General features: G+C 53.8%; 11 protein-coding genes and 1 riboswitch. Of the genes, 1 reads left to right on the top strand and 10 read right to left on the bottom strand.

Annotated features, from left to right (window positions below):
* Positions 1-43 precede the first annotated feature (43 nt).
* Together B9T62_RS05515 and B9T62_RS05510 are read right to left on the bottom strand one after the other, a co-directional pair.
* Complete coding sequence (locus tag B9T62_RS05515; RefSeq protein ID WP_169834334.1) at positions 44-2,722, bottom strand: ABC transporter permease; 2,679 nt, start codon at positions 2,720-2,722, stop codon at positions 44-46.
* A 1,243-nt stretch (positions 2,723-3,965) separates the two neighbouring features.
* Entirely contained in the window at positions 3,966-5,714 is a 1,749-nt protein-coding gene (locus B9T62_RS05510) for a fumarate hydratase (RefSeq protein ID WP_087914347.1), read from the bottom strand.
* 208 nt (positions 5,715-5,922) lie between these two features.
* On the opposite strand from B9T62_RS05510, the gene B9T62_RS05505 reads away from it, so the two are divergent.
* On the top strand, positions 5,923-6,333 hold the full coding sequence (locus B9T62_RS05505; protein ID WP_157685463.1) for a hypothetical protein: 411 nt from the start codon (positions 5,923-5,925) through the stop codon (positions 6,331-6,333).
* A gap of 170 nt (positions 6,334-6,503) precedes the next feature.
* Here B9T62_RS05505 and B9T62_RS05500 read toward each other — a convergent pair whose 3' ends face one another.
* From B9T62_RS05500 to B9T62_RS05465, 8 genes are all read right to left on the bottom strand, one after another.
* Positions 6,504-7,736, bottom strand: a complete 1,233-nt coding sequence (locus B9T62_RS05500; protein ID WP_087914345.1) for a CynX/NimT family MFS transporter — start codon at positions 7,734-7,736, stop codon at positions 6,504-6,506.
* Between the two features lie 256 nt (positions 7,737-7,992).
* Positions 7,993-9,108: a 2-iminoacetate synthase ThiH gene (thiH, locus tag B9T62_RS05495; RefSeq protein WP_087914344.1), complete on the bottom strand. Its 1,116-nt coding sequence runs from the start codon at positions 9,106-9,108 to the stop codon at positions 7,993-7,995.
* A 19-nt stretch (positions 9,109-9,127) separates the two neighbouring features.
* The gene (locus B9T62_RS05490) at positions 9,128-9,898 is read right to left on the bottom strand and encodes a thiazole synthase (protein ID WP_087914343.1); all 771 of its coding nucleotides are present in this window, start codon (positions 9,896-9,898) and stop codon (positions 9,128-9,130) included.
* Between the two features lie 459 nt (positions 9,899-10,357).
* A complete protein-coding gene (gene thiS / locus B9T62_RS05485) occupies positions 10,358-10,561 on the bottom strand; it encodes a sulfur carrier protein ThiS (protein WP_087914342.1) in 204 nt (67 codons plus the stop codon).
* Positions 10,530-11,192, bottom strand: a complete 663-nt coding sequence (locus B9T62_RS05480; RefSeq protein WP_087914341.1) for a thiamine phosphate synthase — start codon at positions 11,190-11,192, stop codon at positions 10,530-10,532. The genes thiS and B9T62_RS05480 overlap by 32 nt, the downstream gene beginning before the upstream one ends.
* A 125-nt stretch (positions 11,193-11,317) precedes the next feature.
* Positions 11,318-11,419: riboswitch (TPP riboswitch) on the bottom strand.
* 175 nt (positions 11,420-11,594) lie between these two features.
* Entirely contained in the window at positions 11,595-12,464 is an 870-nt protein-coding gene (locus B9T62_RS05475; protein WP_087914340.1) for an SDR family oxidoreductase, read from the bottom strand.
* Between the two features lie 192 nt (positions 12,465-12,656).
* Positions 12,657-13,043, bottom strand: a complete 387-nt coding sequence (locus B9T62_RS05470) for a hypothetical protein (RefSeq protein WP_087914339.1) — start codon at positions 13,041-13,043, stop codon at positions 12,657-12,659.
* Between the two features lie 53 nt (positions 13,044-13,096).
* Positions 13,097-14,752: a response regulator gene (locus B9T62_RS05465; protein ID WP_087914338.1), complete on the bottom strand. Its 1,656-nt coding sequence runs from the start codon at positions 14,750-14,752 to the stop codon at positions 13,097-13,099.
* Between the last annotated feature and the right edge of the window lie 25 nt (positions 14,753-14,777).

Raw genomic sequence — 14,777 nt, 5'->3', positions numbered from 1 at the left:
TTTCCTGTAACCTATATGTTCCATCAGTCATCCTCCCCCCTTGTTACTCTGTCCGACTGTTCTGTATACGTCTTAATCCGGCTGTGCTGAACCGGTTAAACAACCAGATGAAGATCAGCAATCCGATGATAAGACCTGTCACTTTCAGATAAGGGAACGAAAACTGTACACCCATCCAGGCCAGACGCAGCAGCATCTCCGAACCGAGTCTTCCGACCACAATACCGCTAATTAGCCCAACGATACCAATCAGACAACCTTCAACGATAAAAATCTGTTTCAACGACTTTTGGCTTACCCCCATCTGCCGTAACATAACCATATGGGGAACCCGCTCTTGTACGGATCGAATCTGAATCACATACATGCCGAGTAAAGCCATAAGCATCATGAATGACATAATGATAGAGAACAGCGTCAATTCAGCTTTAACAATCATCGTAATGATGGCCTGGTCCTCACCAGGCGTACTCACCGTAACACCAGCTGTTTTTGTAAAATGGTATTTCAGTGTCTTTATGGAATCTGCCGCCGTCCCATCTGTGTCAGCCAACTGCAACAGCGCATAGCCTTTGGGATCCCCAGGCCACTTATAAGCGCCGTTTGTGCTATATTTGTTGTAGAGTTCGTCAGCCACTATAAATGACCTGAAATGGAATAGATTGTCATCACCAACGGCGAATGTTCCTGCTATCGTGACCATTTCCTCTCCAATCAGGTTCTCCTCGTTGCCCCCGCCCTTTAGTAAGCGAAGCGGAATCTGATCGCCTGCTTGGTACGTACCTTCCAATTTATCATCCACGAGAACGACAGACGCTTGATCGCTCATGGCCTGAAATACTTCTGCATCGCTCTGAAATTGCGGCGCACGGGAGGTGAGCGGTAATTGGTAGCCTTCCCCTAGCCACTTTCCCCACACAACCTGAGAGTATGCCCATTTGCTACCGTTTATAGAGGGTGTTACTTCTGTAAGAGCAAGGGCATTGTCGGGAGATGAAACTCTTATTCTGTACGTATCCACGTAGGCAGCACCTTGGACAATTTCTTGCACTTCATCCATATTGACTGTCAGCTTATCCTTTTCCCGCTCATCGACATATGAGATATAGGCGTCGGCAGCCAAAAAAGAATCTTTCTTGTTTATAGCGGCATAATCTTCAACATTGGAAGCAAAACTTATCATCACGATCAAACAGCAGGATAATACCGTGAACAATAACACGATGCCAAATGAACGGCTAAACCGCATATTCGGGTACTGCGTGCCTAACGTAACAGCCAAACGATCCAACCATCGATGTGGCACAATGGAGGCTGCCCGTTTCATCCAAGGTACAATGAGAAACATAAGATAGGCAGTTGTTATAATCCCAACAAGCCAGCTTATAATCGAACCGAATACTCTCGCATTAAGCCTATCGGCATCTGAAAGCCCCTCTGTGGCGAAATAGTTGAAATAAATGAATGCCACTGTGACAAGGAGACAAACCAGGATTTTGAGCAGACGCTTCCGTGCCGGATGAATACGATTATCCTCCTTGCCCATCAGGTGCAGAATGGATGTGCGCTTAATGAATCGCCCGACAAAACAAGCAAGCAGTAAGAAAACGATAAACATGGCCAACGCAATCCAGCATGTTGCCGTCACATCGACGTGGGGTTGGATTGGATAGGCGTAAGCGGAATACCGTTCCAGTAATTGTTCGATATAAAATACATTCACAGACAGCAATCCGAAACCGAGTACATTCCCGAGAACAACGCCCGAGATGGTAATGACCACACACAGTAACGTGCACTCACTCAAGTAGATGACAAAGCAACTGCGGTTGCTGAGTCCAATTGATCGGAGCACGCCAAGATAATATTTGCGCCTTTCTTTCAGAATATTAAACAGTTGCGCCAACAGCAGAATGCCAGCGAACAAAGAAACAGCGACAAAAAACAAAAATGGAGGCGTGAAAATACTTTGCACCATCGACATATGAGTTAGCGCTTCTTTTTTGATTGGCCTCTCAATGAGATCAGTCAAGAAGGAACTGCCTGGTAATGATGAATACATCTTGTCCGTCGCCAGTAACATACTGTGTGCGCTTGCTTCTGGTACGTCGAATATTTGATGCGCAAGCTTATCCGAGAGAATAACCGTCCCTTGTGCCCGCATGGTTCCGCGAAAACCTGTTAATCCGCTTTCCTCTGCTAAATCACGAATCGTTACAGGCACTTCTTGCCCATCAAACGAGATTATCATTGTTTCACCGACACTAAGTCCCAACTGCCGTGCCAGCGGAACCGATACAATCGCTTCTTCTGCTGTCAGAGGATCAGTAGACCACAACGGTTGCTGCGGTTCTAGTTCCCGGGCATTTTGAAAATCAAATCCTAATGCAATGATGCTATCTTCCCCAGCTTCATCATTATTCCCGCTGTGCACAGAAACCACCTGAGACACGTAGGGAAGACTGGTAATATCTCTGGCTTGAAGTTTCGTCTTTATATTTTCAATCTGAGCCTCGGTTAACTCAAGTCCGAGACGCGGATAAATCTCTGAACCAATTACACCAAAGTGTTTTTCTTCCCATAGTGATTTACTATATGTAATAGAAGAGATGACAAAATAACAAGAAAAAATCAGAATGACACCGATAGATCCTATACATACGGTGAGTAGCGTTTGCCGGATCTGGGCTGTGAAATTTCTGGCTCCCATTTTCCAAAACATGCCCATTGTAGCACCAACTTTCTCTTACGGGCGCTTATAACCTTTGCCCCCTTAATACAGACACAAATAGTAAATCTATGAGTTAGGATTGACTGGTTTATCCCCAACGTGCTCGGTGACGGCACGTGTATTTACACGAACACGTCACCGAGCGGAAGGGGGTCATTCGAATTTGCTGCAATTCCCACACTTTGACGTACCACTGATTGGATAGACGCACAATCACCATGATTACGGGAGCTCTCAAGTCACAGTCGTTCAAGAACGAATGACATCAGGAGCGGTCCTAATCATCGGCCATCCATAATATGGATTAATTACATGTACATTCAATCTCGGAATTAGCGTATACATCTGTGGTAGCGCCATCCGGACGAACACAATGAATGTATATATGCCTAACTCTTTGGCGATCCGAAAACGGATTTAATGGACTACACCATTCTCCATTACAAAACCCTGGGTCAATTCTATTTCCTTGTGCATAATATCCGGCAGGACAACTTGCAAATGGCTGAACTTCCATGCTTTTCAAGAGCAGTTTCTTAGATGCTGAGGGTCCTCGCAAGGCACCAATCGGTTAGGCTAAGCATACCACAAATTCTATTAAATGGAATAGATTCCCGGAAAAAGAGGTGTTTTGGGATATACCTTTTTTATAGGATATGGAGAAGGCTTGAGAAGCCTAAAACCCGTTATTGATCGGGTGATCCACAGGATAGACGGGGTCAGAACGCAACATGACGGTATAGGCCGTAACAAAGACGCACGAACCCCACTATCGACAAAAGCGAGGGTGTGGATTTCTTCGTATTTATTAGGTTAGCCAGAAACTTCTGGTCGGCCTATTTTTGTAGGTGTTTTAAGATGGCGGTAGCCGGGAGAACGAGCTTCTTTTTGGGGGAGTTACCCCGTCACAAAAACTGTTCTCCTACTGCCCCCAAGACCATATTTGAACTGGTAGGGGCATAGACCCCGCATCACAAGCAGTCCGTTAGACTTCAATCGATCGCAGAAATGAGGATATAGGGGATCTACGGTCCGCTAACTAGTCGTTTGCTTATACTTCAGCACTTGGTGGAATATCGCAGGGACCAAAGCAGTAACTAGTTTGCATCTAATTGCTATGGCCGATGTAGAGCAACCCCTAACTCTCCGGACAGGGGGGTTGGGGTTGGTTCACCCCTCCCATCAGCAAAAAAACGGCACCGGGATAAATCTCCTGGTACCCTCTCCTCTCTCCTTACTTAAACACCGGCTCGCGGAATTGCGCCAGCTTGGCGGCGGAGTCCTTCTCCACATCGGCGTGCAGGCTGTTGCCGTGGGCGTCCATCGTTACAATTGCGGCGAAGCCCTCAGCCTGCAGATGCCACATCGCCTCGGGAATGCCGAATTCCATGAAGTCAACTGCGTTGACCTTCTTGAAGCACTCGGCATAATACTGCGCTGCGCCGCCGATGGCGTTCAGATATACTCCGCCATGCTCCTGCAAGGCCTGCAGCGTCTTGGGACCCATCCCGCCCTTGCCGATTACGGCGCGGATCCCGAACTTTTTGATAATATCCCCCTGGTAGGGCTCCTCGCGGATGCTGGTTGTCGGACCGGCCGCCTTGACATGCCAGCCGTCCTCATCCTTCAGCATAACTGGCCCGCAGTGGTAGATAACTGCACCTTCGAGATCAACCGGAGCTTCATGATCCATCAAATACTTATGCAGCGCGTCACGTCCGGTATGCATTTCGCCGGAGATAATCACCACATCACCCACCCGAAGTGCACGAACATCCTCCTCGCTGATCGGTGTCGTAAGACGCACCTCGCGCGAGCCGCCGGAGCCGCTTGCCCCGCCATTAACACCACTGTCATTCCCATCAGAGCCACTAGCGCCCCCGCCACTGTCATTGCCGCGAGACCCGTTGTCCGCATCCGCAGAGCGGAGTACGGCAGCAGACCGATCGATTTCTGCCGGAGCTGCCGCAATATGAGCATCCTCGGTGACAACCCCGCCGCCAGCGGCCTGCACACCCGCAGTCTGAACGGTCACCGGCGCCGGTGTCTTGGCAGCTTCTGCGTCTCCTTCCACCGAAATGCCGCTGCCGCTCTCATAGAGCCATTCCCGGATATTGCCGCTGGAGGGATCAACCAGAATACCCTGTCGGCGGAATGCCCAGCAGTTGTAGGCAACCGATACGAAATAACTGGCCGGAAGCCGGTTCATCACGCCGATTTTGCAGCCCAGCAGCGTAACCTCGCCGCCGAAGCCCATCGTGCCGATTCCCAGCTTGTTGGCATTCTCCATGGTGTATTCCTCCAGCTTCCGGAGGTCTTCGTGCGGATTCACATCCTCCACCTTGCGGAACAGCTGCTTCTTGGCCAGCTCATAGCCGGTTGTGCGGTCGCCGCCGATGCCAACGCCGATGAAGCCGGCGCTGCAGCCCTGACCCTGTGCCTGGTAGACGGCATGCAGAATACATTTGCGGATGCCGTCCAGATCACGGCCCGCCTTGCCCAGTCCTTCCAGCTCAGCCGGCAGACTGTACTGGATATTCTTGTTCTCGCAGCCGCCGCCTTTCAGAATCAGCCGCACGTCCACGTTCTCTTCTTCCCACTGTTCAAAATGAATCACCGGGGTGCCCGGCCCCAGGTTGTCGCCGCTGTTCCCGCCTGTCAGCGAATCCACAGAGTTGGGGCGCAGCTTGCCGTCCCGGGTGGCACGGTTGATCGCCTGGTGGATATCTTTTGTCATCTCAAGCTGATTCATCCCTACCGGGGTATGAATGATAAAAGTCGGCATGCCGGTGTCCTGGCAGATCGGCGATACCTGCTGCTCAGCCATTCCGATGTTCTGCGCAATCGTTGTCAGTGCCAGCCCGGAACGGGTGGCCTTGTCTTCCAGTGCCCGTCCCTTCGCTACCGCCCGGCGCACATCGCCAGGCAGATTCGTCGAGGTCTCTACAATCAGCTCATACATGCTGTCCTCAAAATGCTGCATCTGCAATCAAACTCCTCTCAGCCAGTCCCAATGTAAGTTAATATTAACGCTATAGCTACTATAATAACATACCCGGGTGTTTATGAAAGGGTTTACTTACGATATAGACGGAGCTGCGCAAGCAGTTGCACAGTATAATGAGATCGAGTACGATGGCGTTATGATCAACCGCGAAGCCACGTTGTATATACAAAGGGAGGAAAAAACAATGAGTGAAACCGGAAATTTCGGCTCCTGGGCCAATGGGGCGAAGTACACCATCAGCACTCAACAAGCCACCTATAATAATGATGCAATAGAAGCGGCACTTATCACGGATATTATTGAAGATCTTTATCCCGAATCAAATGACTTCATAGTTATACTACCAGATGCACCTGTTGGAGGCAGCCTGTATATGCAGGCGATACCAGGGGATACGCCGAGCAGTACCATCGTCGAGATACGCCTCAGCTTTGCCGATCAACCCTTCAAGCACTATAATTATCAGACGGCGGACAGAAGTCAAGTGATCCGGATGTTCCTCGATTATTGGGGCCAGCAAAAGCTTCCCGCTTTGGACCAATGGACGGATATTACCGATCAGTTTATTAATCCGGCCTCCGGCCATTGGGGTTGAGCACCCCGAAGTATTGCCGAAATGTTGCCGGACCAATGCAGCTTGCATAGCCACCCTACTGCACCTTGTTGCGCAAATCATTGCCTGAGCCAAACAGGGATGGCCCCTGCTCTCTCCGGTGCCATCCCTGCGATGCGGTACTATTCTGACTCTTGCCGGGCCGCCTCCCGTCAACGTTCCGGGCCGCCCACAAAGCGGCTGCTGCCCGCGCCAAGTCCGGCCACAAGCAGCAGCACACTGGCTGCGGCCAGCAAGGCCAGGGGTACGTTCCAGCTATCGGTCATGTCATGAAGCAGCCCGAACAACGGGGGCCCCGTGGCTGCCAGGAGATAACCTACGGATTGGGCCATCCCGGACAGCTCGCTGGCCTCCCGGGTGCTGCGGGTTCTCAGGCTGAAGAACATCATGGCAAGCCCAAAGGCGAAGCCTCCGGCAATGCCAATGCAAATGGCCCATACCACCATCCAATCGCTGCTGCCCACCCAGATTCCTGAAATGCCTGTTATAAAAAGTAGAAAGGTAATCAGTACCAGGATGCGCTGGTTGTTCATCCGCCCCGCCCACAGCGGGACGAAAAAGGTGAATGGCAGCTGGGCCAGCTGCATAATAGAAAGAATCCAGCCCGCCTGGCTGGAAGACATCCCCCGCTCGCCCAGAATAACGGAGAACCAGGCGATCAGGACATAATACAGCAGCGATTGCAGTCCCATGAAGAGGGTCACCTGCCACGCCAGCGGAGAGCGCCAGACCCGTATGGAGGATTGCCCGAGGCGGGCGGTGCTGCCGCCGGCCATCTTGCGCATCTGGGGGATCCACAGCAGGGTTGCCACCAGGGCCACAAGAAACCACATCGCAAGCGTGCTCCTCCAGCCGAAGCCGTTATGCTCTGCCAGCGGGACACTGATGCCGGAGGCAGCGGCCGCACAGATATTCATGGACACGGTGTAGACACCGGTCATGAGTCCGATGCGTGCCGGGAAGCTTCCTTTGATGAGTCCCGGCAGCAGCACATTGCAGACCGCGATGGACAGCCCGATCAGGGCCGTACCTGTGAACAGCAGGGCTGTGCCTGAACCCGAGCGGATCAGAATCCCTATGGACAGCGTCAGCATGGCCACCATCAGCACATTCGCCGTGCCGAACCGGCGGGCCAGCCGCGGCGCAAAGGGCGACAGCAGGGCAAATGCCAGCAGCGGCAAGGTAGTTATAGCTCCCGCGAGTGTATTGGATAACCCCAGATCATCGCGGATCATGCCGAGCAAAGCCCCAACGGAGGTGAACGGGGCACGGAGGGCCGCAGCAACGCAGATGATTCCCAGAACAAGCAGGATGCGGCTGGGTCCGGTCTCTTGCCGGCTCTGACCCAGCTCCGGCCGGGCTGCGGCTTGTTGGTTTGCTTTCATGATGTTTCCTCCCGGTTACAGCACTATACCCGGGCAAGCACCAGCTTGTCCGGGTATGCGGCAGTCTATGTAATAGTCACATTGTAACATTATAGCCCTATCCTTCCGCCGCTGCCAGGTTTTTAGGGCAGCGGCGGGAGATTCGTGCAGCGATACAAGGATCTTTATGTTAAAGAAACTCTCCAGTGTATAGATGGAGAGCTTCTTTGCAGCACCGTTCGTGATATCAAACTCATCCAGTTAGAATTCCATGCTTTTAAACCCTCTCCAGCCCCAGCATATCCCAGTCCTTAAACACAGGCTGCAATCCTTGGGCATACAGCATCTCTGTAATTTCAGAGACCGTGCGGCTGTCGGAAATCTCAAACTGCGGGGTCCCGCCTCCGCTGGTGTGCCCGCCAACCTCCGTGGATACGCCTGCAGACATTTTGGTAATCCCCAGATGAAGCAGATGATCGCGCAGAGCAGCCGGCTCTCGGGTAGATAAGGTGATACCTGAACGGGGCAGAAACAGACGGTACGCCAATATAATCTGCACCAGCGCACGGTCGGTCACATCACTCTCGGGGCTGAAATCACCCAGATAAGGCCGGAACCGCGGAGGAGACAAGCTGATCTCACAGTCCGGGTATTTATCCTGAAGATAACGCGCATCCATCGCTGTCAGAAAAGCTTCCTGTCTCCAGTCATACATCCCCAGCAGAGCCCCAATGTTCACGGAGCGGAAACCAGCCTGGCAGCCGCGTTCCGGGGCATCGAGCCGGTTGCGGTAGTTCCGCTTGGGGCCTTTGACATGCAGCTCGCGATAAGTTGCCTGATGGTACACCTCCTGATACAGTGTAAGACCATCCACCCCCGCCTCCAGCAGCTCTTTATATTCCGGCGCGGAGAGCGGATTGATCTCAATGCTGACGGAGGAAAAATACTCGCGCAACACCTCCACACATGCCTTGACATAAGCTACCGGATTGTCCCTGCGCGATTCCCCCGTGAGAATCAGAATATGGCGGAGACCTGTTGCGGCAATGGCTGCCGCTTCCCGCCGGACCTCTTCCAGAGTCAGCTTGCTGCGGGGAAAATCGTAGATCGAGCTGAAACTGCAATAGGTACAGTGGTTCACGCAGAAATCAGCCAGATACATCGGGGTGAACAGTTGCATGGCATGCCCGAAGTGTGCGCGGGTCAGCCGCTGCGCCTTCTGCGCCATCGCCTCCAGATAAGGCCCGGCAGCCGGTGAGAGCAGGACCAGCAGATCCATTTCAGTGAGCCAGTCTTTCGCCAGCGCTCGCTGCACATCGGCTGCCGTGGCCTCTTTCCATATCGACTCAAACGGAAGCTGCTCCAGCCGGGTCAGACTTTCATAAAAACTCATGATACTCCCTCATTCCTTGTTAGTTTCCCAGGAATCCGGTCAACGGCGAGGACGCTACCGCCGCTTCTTCGACCGGTCCCAGTCCTGCCAGATAGGCCTTGCGGCCGGCGGATACAGCCTCCCGGAAGGCCTCTGCCATTCCCAGCGGATCACGTGCCGTGGCAATAGCCGTGTTCAGCAGTACAGCTGCCGCCCCCATCTCCATCGCCTCGGCTGCTTCAGACGGCCTGCCGATACCGGCATCCACAATAATCGGCAACTTCACTTCCTCTATGAGGATGCGGAGCAGCTCTTTGGTGCGCAGGCCGCGGTTCGAGCCGATCGGCGAGCCCAGCGGCATGACTGCCGCCGCCCCGGCATCCCGCAGCCGCAAGGCTGCCGACAGATCAGGGCTCATATACGGCAGCACAACGAAACCTTCGGCTGCCAGAATCTCCGTCGCCTTGATCGTCTCCAGATTGTCCGGCAGCAGATATTTCTGGTCATTGATCACTTCGATCTTCACCCAGTTTCCCAGCCCACCTGCTCTGGCCAGTCTGGCGATGCGCACCGCCTCCTCCGCCGTGCGGGCGCCGGAGGTATTGGGAAGCAGCGTCATATGGTCCGGAATATGGCTGACGATGTTCTCTTCGTCCGCCCCGGGGTCCACCCGGCGCAGGGCTACCGTAATGACCTGCGAGCCTGAGCGCGCAACCACCTCGGGAATGAGGGTATTGCGGCTGTATTTGCCGGTTCCGATGAACAGCCGGCTGCTTAAAGAGGTGTTTCCTATCACCAAAGGATCTTGCATAAACTCCGCCTCCTGGATACTTTTTAGATATAATTCCGTTGCTGGTTACTGGTTAAGATATTAACGAGGATGGCTAAGCATTTGTCTGGAACATTGAGCGCAGCATTAGATGTGAGAGTAGTATCTGCCCCAGGCTCTGCCAAGGATTTATAATGTGTCCTCGAACGTTTGGAGTAAATTAGATGCGAAACTGCAACTAAATTCAGCCGAAACATCCATTAGCAGGCGAATAAGTGCAAATCTGCAACTAATTTCGAGTAAATCAATCCTGGAACGCTCAAACCTCCAAAATAGATGCGTATTCGCACTTATTTCCTCCAAAATAAGAAAAAATCGCAAATTAGATGCAGTTTCGCAACTAAATTAAAGATCCCGAGAGATGAGCAGAAAAATTGTTATGTCCTCTGCCTCTTGCGTTGACATGTCCGACAGCCCCATGTCTCAGTCTCAGCCTCAGCTTCAGCCGCCGCCGACAAAATGCACCAGCTCAATCCGGTCCCCTTCGGCAAGCGCGGTGTCTTGATACGCCTCCTTGCTGACAATTTCGCCGTTAAGCTCCACGATCAGCAGCCGCTTGGCCCAGTCGGGCATAGCTACCAGATCCGCTACCGTCCGGCAGCTGTCGGAATATTCAACGGATCGTCCGTTGATGCGCAGCTTCATCCTGTACACCTCCTTCACCTGCTTGCGGAGCCTGAACCGCAGCATAATAAGCTTCGGCCGCAGCCACCGGATCAGCAGCGCTGCAGATGCCGGACATCACTGCGATTCCCGCCGCACCCGCTGCGAGGATCTGCCCGGCATGCTCCGGCCGGATGCCGCCAATGGCAATCAGCGGAATCCGGCAGCAGCCCACGGCTTCTGCCAGCTCTGCCAGCCCGCGCTCACGTTGCCCCGGCTTGCTGCCTGTGGGGAATACATGGCCGAACAGGCAGTAATCGGCCCCTTGCCGGGCAGCTTCAGCCGCCTCCGCCGGAGAGTGCACCGACCGGCCCAGCCGAAGATACGGCGCGAGCGGCCGGGCAGCGGCCGGACCCAGACTATGCCAGGCCAATTGAACCCCTGCCGCGCCTGCGGCCAGGGCCACATCCAGCCGGTCGTTAATGACCAGCTTGGATGCCGGAACCCCCACATGCTGGAGCTGCTCGGCGGCAGCCAGCAGCTCCAGGGCGGACCACTGCTTCTCCCGCAGATGGATATAATCCAGTAAGGGATGGACCGCAGCAGCCATTTCTATAAATGGAGCCACTGCCCGCTTCCCGTCAGAAATCAGATGCAGTTCTTTACGCGCCATGCGCCGCCTCCTTTACTTTCATAACCCGCTGCAGCCCGTGATCTGAAACGCAAAAAAGCCGCCTCCAACAACGGAAGGCAGCAGAAAAGCTGTAGAAGAATAAGGCGCATGATGGCCCGCTTACAGTCATTCGTACTTCACTTCCCTACGCTGGTATAAACCAGATCAGGTTCAAAGGGTCCGAACATTATGTTCATCTCAGCCTTGCGGCCCCCCTAGCGATAGCTATGAACTTGTCAATTTCACTATAAATACTAACACAATATTCCTGAAGAAGCATTGTAAAATAATAAATTGCGCAAATCGCAGGTGCACGCCCTCCTAGACCCTCCGCAGAATGCCAAAAACTGCAGCCCGCGAAACGGACTGCAGCTTAGAAAGATGACGATAGGATCGTAGGCCTTAACCGTTGATAATCTCGCCGCCGTTGACATGGATAACCTGTCCGGTCACATAGCTGGAATCGTCGGAGGCCAAGTAGACATAGGCCGGTGCCAGTTCCTCCGGCTGCCCTGGACGTTTCATCGGCTGGGTACCGCCAAATTCGCTGACCTTCTTGGCATCGAAGGTAGATGGAATCAGCGGCGTCCAGATTGGGCCGGGGGCTACGGCGTTGACACGAATGCCTTGTTCAGCCAGATTCGTGGACAAGGAGCGTGTGAAGCTGAGAATTGCACCCTTGGTCGAAGCGTAATCCAGCAGCTGCGGGTTGCCTCGGTAGGCTGTAATGGAGGTCGTGTTGATGATGTTAGAGCCTTCCCGCAGATGCGGCATAGCCGCCTTCGTCAGATAGAACATCGAGAAAATATTGGTGCGGAACGTCCGCTCCAGCTGCTCGGCTGTAATATCCTCTATCTTGTCCTGCGGATGCTGCTCGGCAGCATTGTTGATCAGGATGTCCAGCTTGCCAAGCTCCTTGATGGTCTGGTTGATCAGATCCTGGCAGAAGGCCTCAACTCCGATATCGCCAGGGATCAGGACGCATTTGCGGCCCTCCTGCTCCACCTGACGTTTCGTTTCCTCGGCATCGGAATGCTCGTTCAGGTAGGAGATCACCACGTCTGCGCCTTCCTTCGCGAACAGCACGGCGACCGAGCGGCCAATGCCGCTGTCCCCGCCGGTGATTAGCGCGGCTTTGCCCAGCAATTTGCCGGCGGCTTTATAATTGGTCGGCTCGTATTTCGGACGCGGCTTCATTTCACTTTCGATTCCCGGCTGGCGGTTCTGCACCTGCGGGGGCATAGTTTGCTGTGTTTGGGTACTGTCTGACATCATCCATTCTCCTTTCGCAATGCAAGTGGGATAGTTAGATTACTTCCTGTGTAATAGGATGGCAGAAGTAACAGGGTTTATGCACGGCTTGCAACTCAAACCGCTTTACGCCTATTACTTACCCGCTCACACAGACGTCAAACAGTCCGCCAACAGTCCGCCAGACTACTGCCACACGCCCGGCCTGCGAACCTAACGCACCGGAGCAAGCAGGAATAATCGCGGGTCAGCCCCTTGCCGGTAATCATGGCTGAAGGCCGGATCTGCCAGATCAAGACCCGATTCAGACGTAGTGCCAGCTGACAAGGCCAGCGGAACTCGGGCGCTCAGCAGCGAGGTGCGGCGGTAGAGGGGCTGAAAGGGGGAATCCAAGGTAAGCACATGGCCGCGAAACTCCCAGTCCACCAGATTGCGCGAACGGTAGCAGGAGACTCTTACCCTTTCACGCCGGTCCTCTCCCAGCCAGTAGTACCAGCCGGATACTTCAAGCATACCTCCCCCATGCGCATGAATCGGCTGTCCGTCCGCATCGGTCCAAGGCCCTTCGTTATCAATCATGGCTTGTTGCTGAAGTTTCATTGTCCTGTCCTCTCCTCTAACTTGAATTAGACTTCCACTGCCAGGAGGAACCTTTAGCTATGGGCATCACGGTATTCCTGCGGTGGCATGCCGTAATATTTCTTGAATACTCTGATAAAATAGGGGACATGCTGGTAACCGACCAGCTCGGCAACCTCGTATACCTTTTTGCGGCTGTGTTTAATCTGAAAGGCAGCCTTCTCCATCCGTTGCCTTAATACATAATCACTGAGGCTCTCGCCCATCACGTTCTTGTAGAGCTGCGACACATAGACCGGATGGAGAAAAACCTCCTGGGCAATGGCCTGCAGTGAAACATCATTATGCAGATGCTGTTCAATGTAGCTGTGTATCCGGCGGATCATCACATGATGGGCATGCCGGGTTTCCCCTTCCAGCTCGGCCTGCACCAGATCCACCAGCTCCAGAATCCGCGCCTGCATCTGTCCGATGGAATGAAAGGAATCGAAGGCCAGCAGATTTCGGTCTCCGGTAACCAGATCAAACAGGCCATACCCGCTCTTGTGGGCGATATACGCGAGCGCCCCGGCAATCGCCCAATAGGCCTCCAGCGCATGCTGCCCCGAGCCGACGAACCGTTCCGCAAGCTCTGCCAGAATCCGGCCAATCTTGCTTCGGAAGTCATCCCAGCGGCCCGCTTCGAGCAGATCGGTCAAGACAGGTGGCTCATACAGATGATACATCGCCTGGATGGGCCGGGCTAAGGCGTCCTCCTGCGGCTGAATGAGCAGGAACCCGCCGCCGATGTGCCGCCGGAAAGCCAGCATCCCTTCCTCGTACATATCCGCCAGATGGGCCGGGAATTCTCCCCAGGCTCCGCCGAAGACCGAGATATTGCCCTTCATCGTTGCCTGTATGAAGTTCTGGATCACTCCGGCAAGCCGCTCCAGTATCTCTGTGGCCTGAGGGCGCTGTAGTGCGCTTGCTGCTGCCGGATCACCGGCTGCCTCCGGGGTCCACTGCTTGTGCAACGGCTTTAGCGCGAACACAAGGTAGCCGTGCGCATCGCGGCATGACCACACCGTATAATGCTCCTGCAGCACCTCTTCGGCAATATTCGTAACAGCGTATTCCATTAAGAGCAGATTGTAATCGTCATATTGGATAAATGGCTCCTCCAGCCGCACCATTAAAGATGCGATGAAATCTCCGTGGGCAAACGGCAGCCCAAGCGTCTGCATTCTGCCCTCCAGCACCTCCGGCGGCAACCGCTTGCGCTGGGTTAGCTCCAGCAGCAGATTGCGCCGCAGAAGCGGAAGGTTCTCCTGAAGTGTTCGTTCCGTCCGCTCCCGTGAGACCACACCTTGCCATTCCTGGCGTTTCGCCTCCAGCGCCTGCTCGACGGCGGTGATCAGCTCCTCGTCATCCACCGGCTTCAGCAGATAGTTGAGAGCACCGCCCGAGATCGCCTGTTTGGCATAGTCGAAATCGGCATAGCCGGTCAGCAGGATACACTTCGTCGTGCGGGAGATCTCCTGCACCCGGGTCATCAGCTCCAGACCCGACATACCAGGCATGCGGATATCGGTAATCAACAGATCCACAGGATGTTTAGCCAGCGTTGCCAATGCCTCCGAAGCAGAGAACGCTTTGTGAATGGCCTCAATACCCAGCCTGGGGCAAGGAAGGGTAGCGGCCACTCCTTCCACTACCGACTCTTCATCATCTACAATCAGCACCTGAAACATCGCACAGTCTCCTCTTGCGTCAGCT

The sequence above is a fragment of the Paenibacillus donghaensis genome (genome assembly GCF_002192415.1).
Lineage (GTDB): Bacteria > Bacillota > Bacilli > Paenibacillales > Paenibacillaceae > Paenibacillus_AQ > Paenibacillus_AQ donghaensis.
The sequence above is the reverse complement of the archived record's forward strand: the minus strand, read 5'-3'. Positions and strand labels throughout refer to the sequence as shown.

What these genes read in the sequence shown, in the direction of transcription:
- thiH (WP_087914344.1), bottom strand. Translation starts at nt 9,108, where the DNA reads ATGAGTTTTTATGAAAGTCTGACCCGGCTGGAGCAGCTTCCGTTTGAG.
- B9T62_RS05465 (WP_087914338.1), bottom strand. Translation starts at nt 14,752, where the DNA reads ATGTTTCAGGTGCTGATTGTAGATGATGAAGAGTCGGTAGTGGAAGGA.
- B9T62_RS05470 (WP_087914339.1), bottom strand. Translation starts at nt 13,043, where the DNA reads ATGAAACTTCAGCAACAAGCCATGATTGATAACGAAGGGCCTTGGACC.
- B9T62_RS05515 (WP_169834334.1), bottom strand. Translation starts at nt 2,722, where the DNA reads ATGTTTTGGAAAATGGGAGCCAGAAATTTCACAGCCCAGATCCGGCAA.
- B9T62_RS05475 (WP_087914340.1), bottom strand. Translation starts at nt 12,464, where the DNA reads ATGTCAGACAGTACCCAAACACAGCAAACTATGCCCCCGCAGGTGCAG.
- B9T62_RS05490 (WP_087914343.1), bottom strand. Translation starts at nt 9,898, where the DNA reads ATGCAAGATCCTTTGGTGATAGGAAACACCTCTTTAAGCAGCCGGCTG.
- B9T62_RS05480 (WP_087914341.1), bottom strand. Translation starts at nt 11,192, where the DNA reads ATGGCGCGTAAAGAACTGCATCTGATTTCTGACGGGAAGCGGGCAGTG.
- B9T62_RS05500 (WP_087914345.1), bottom strand. Translation starts at nt 7,736, where the DNA reads ATGAAAGCAAACCAACAAGCCGCAGCCCGGCCGGAGCTGGGTCAGAGC.
- B9T62_RS05510 (WP_087914347.1), bottom strand. Translation starts at nt 5,714, where the DNA reads ATGCAGCATTTTGAGGACAGCATGTATGAGCTGATTGTAGAGACCTCG.
- B9T62_RS05505 (WP_157685463.1), top strand. Translation starts at nt 5,923, where the DNA reads ATGAGTGAAACCGGAAATTTCGGCTCCTGGGCCAATGGGGCGAAGTAC.
- thiS (WP_087914342.1), bottom strand. Translation starts at nt 10,561, where the DNA reads ATGAAGCTGCGCATCAACGGACGATCCGTTGAATATTCCGACAGCTGC.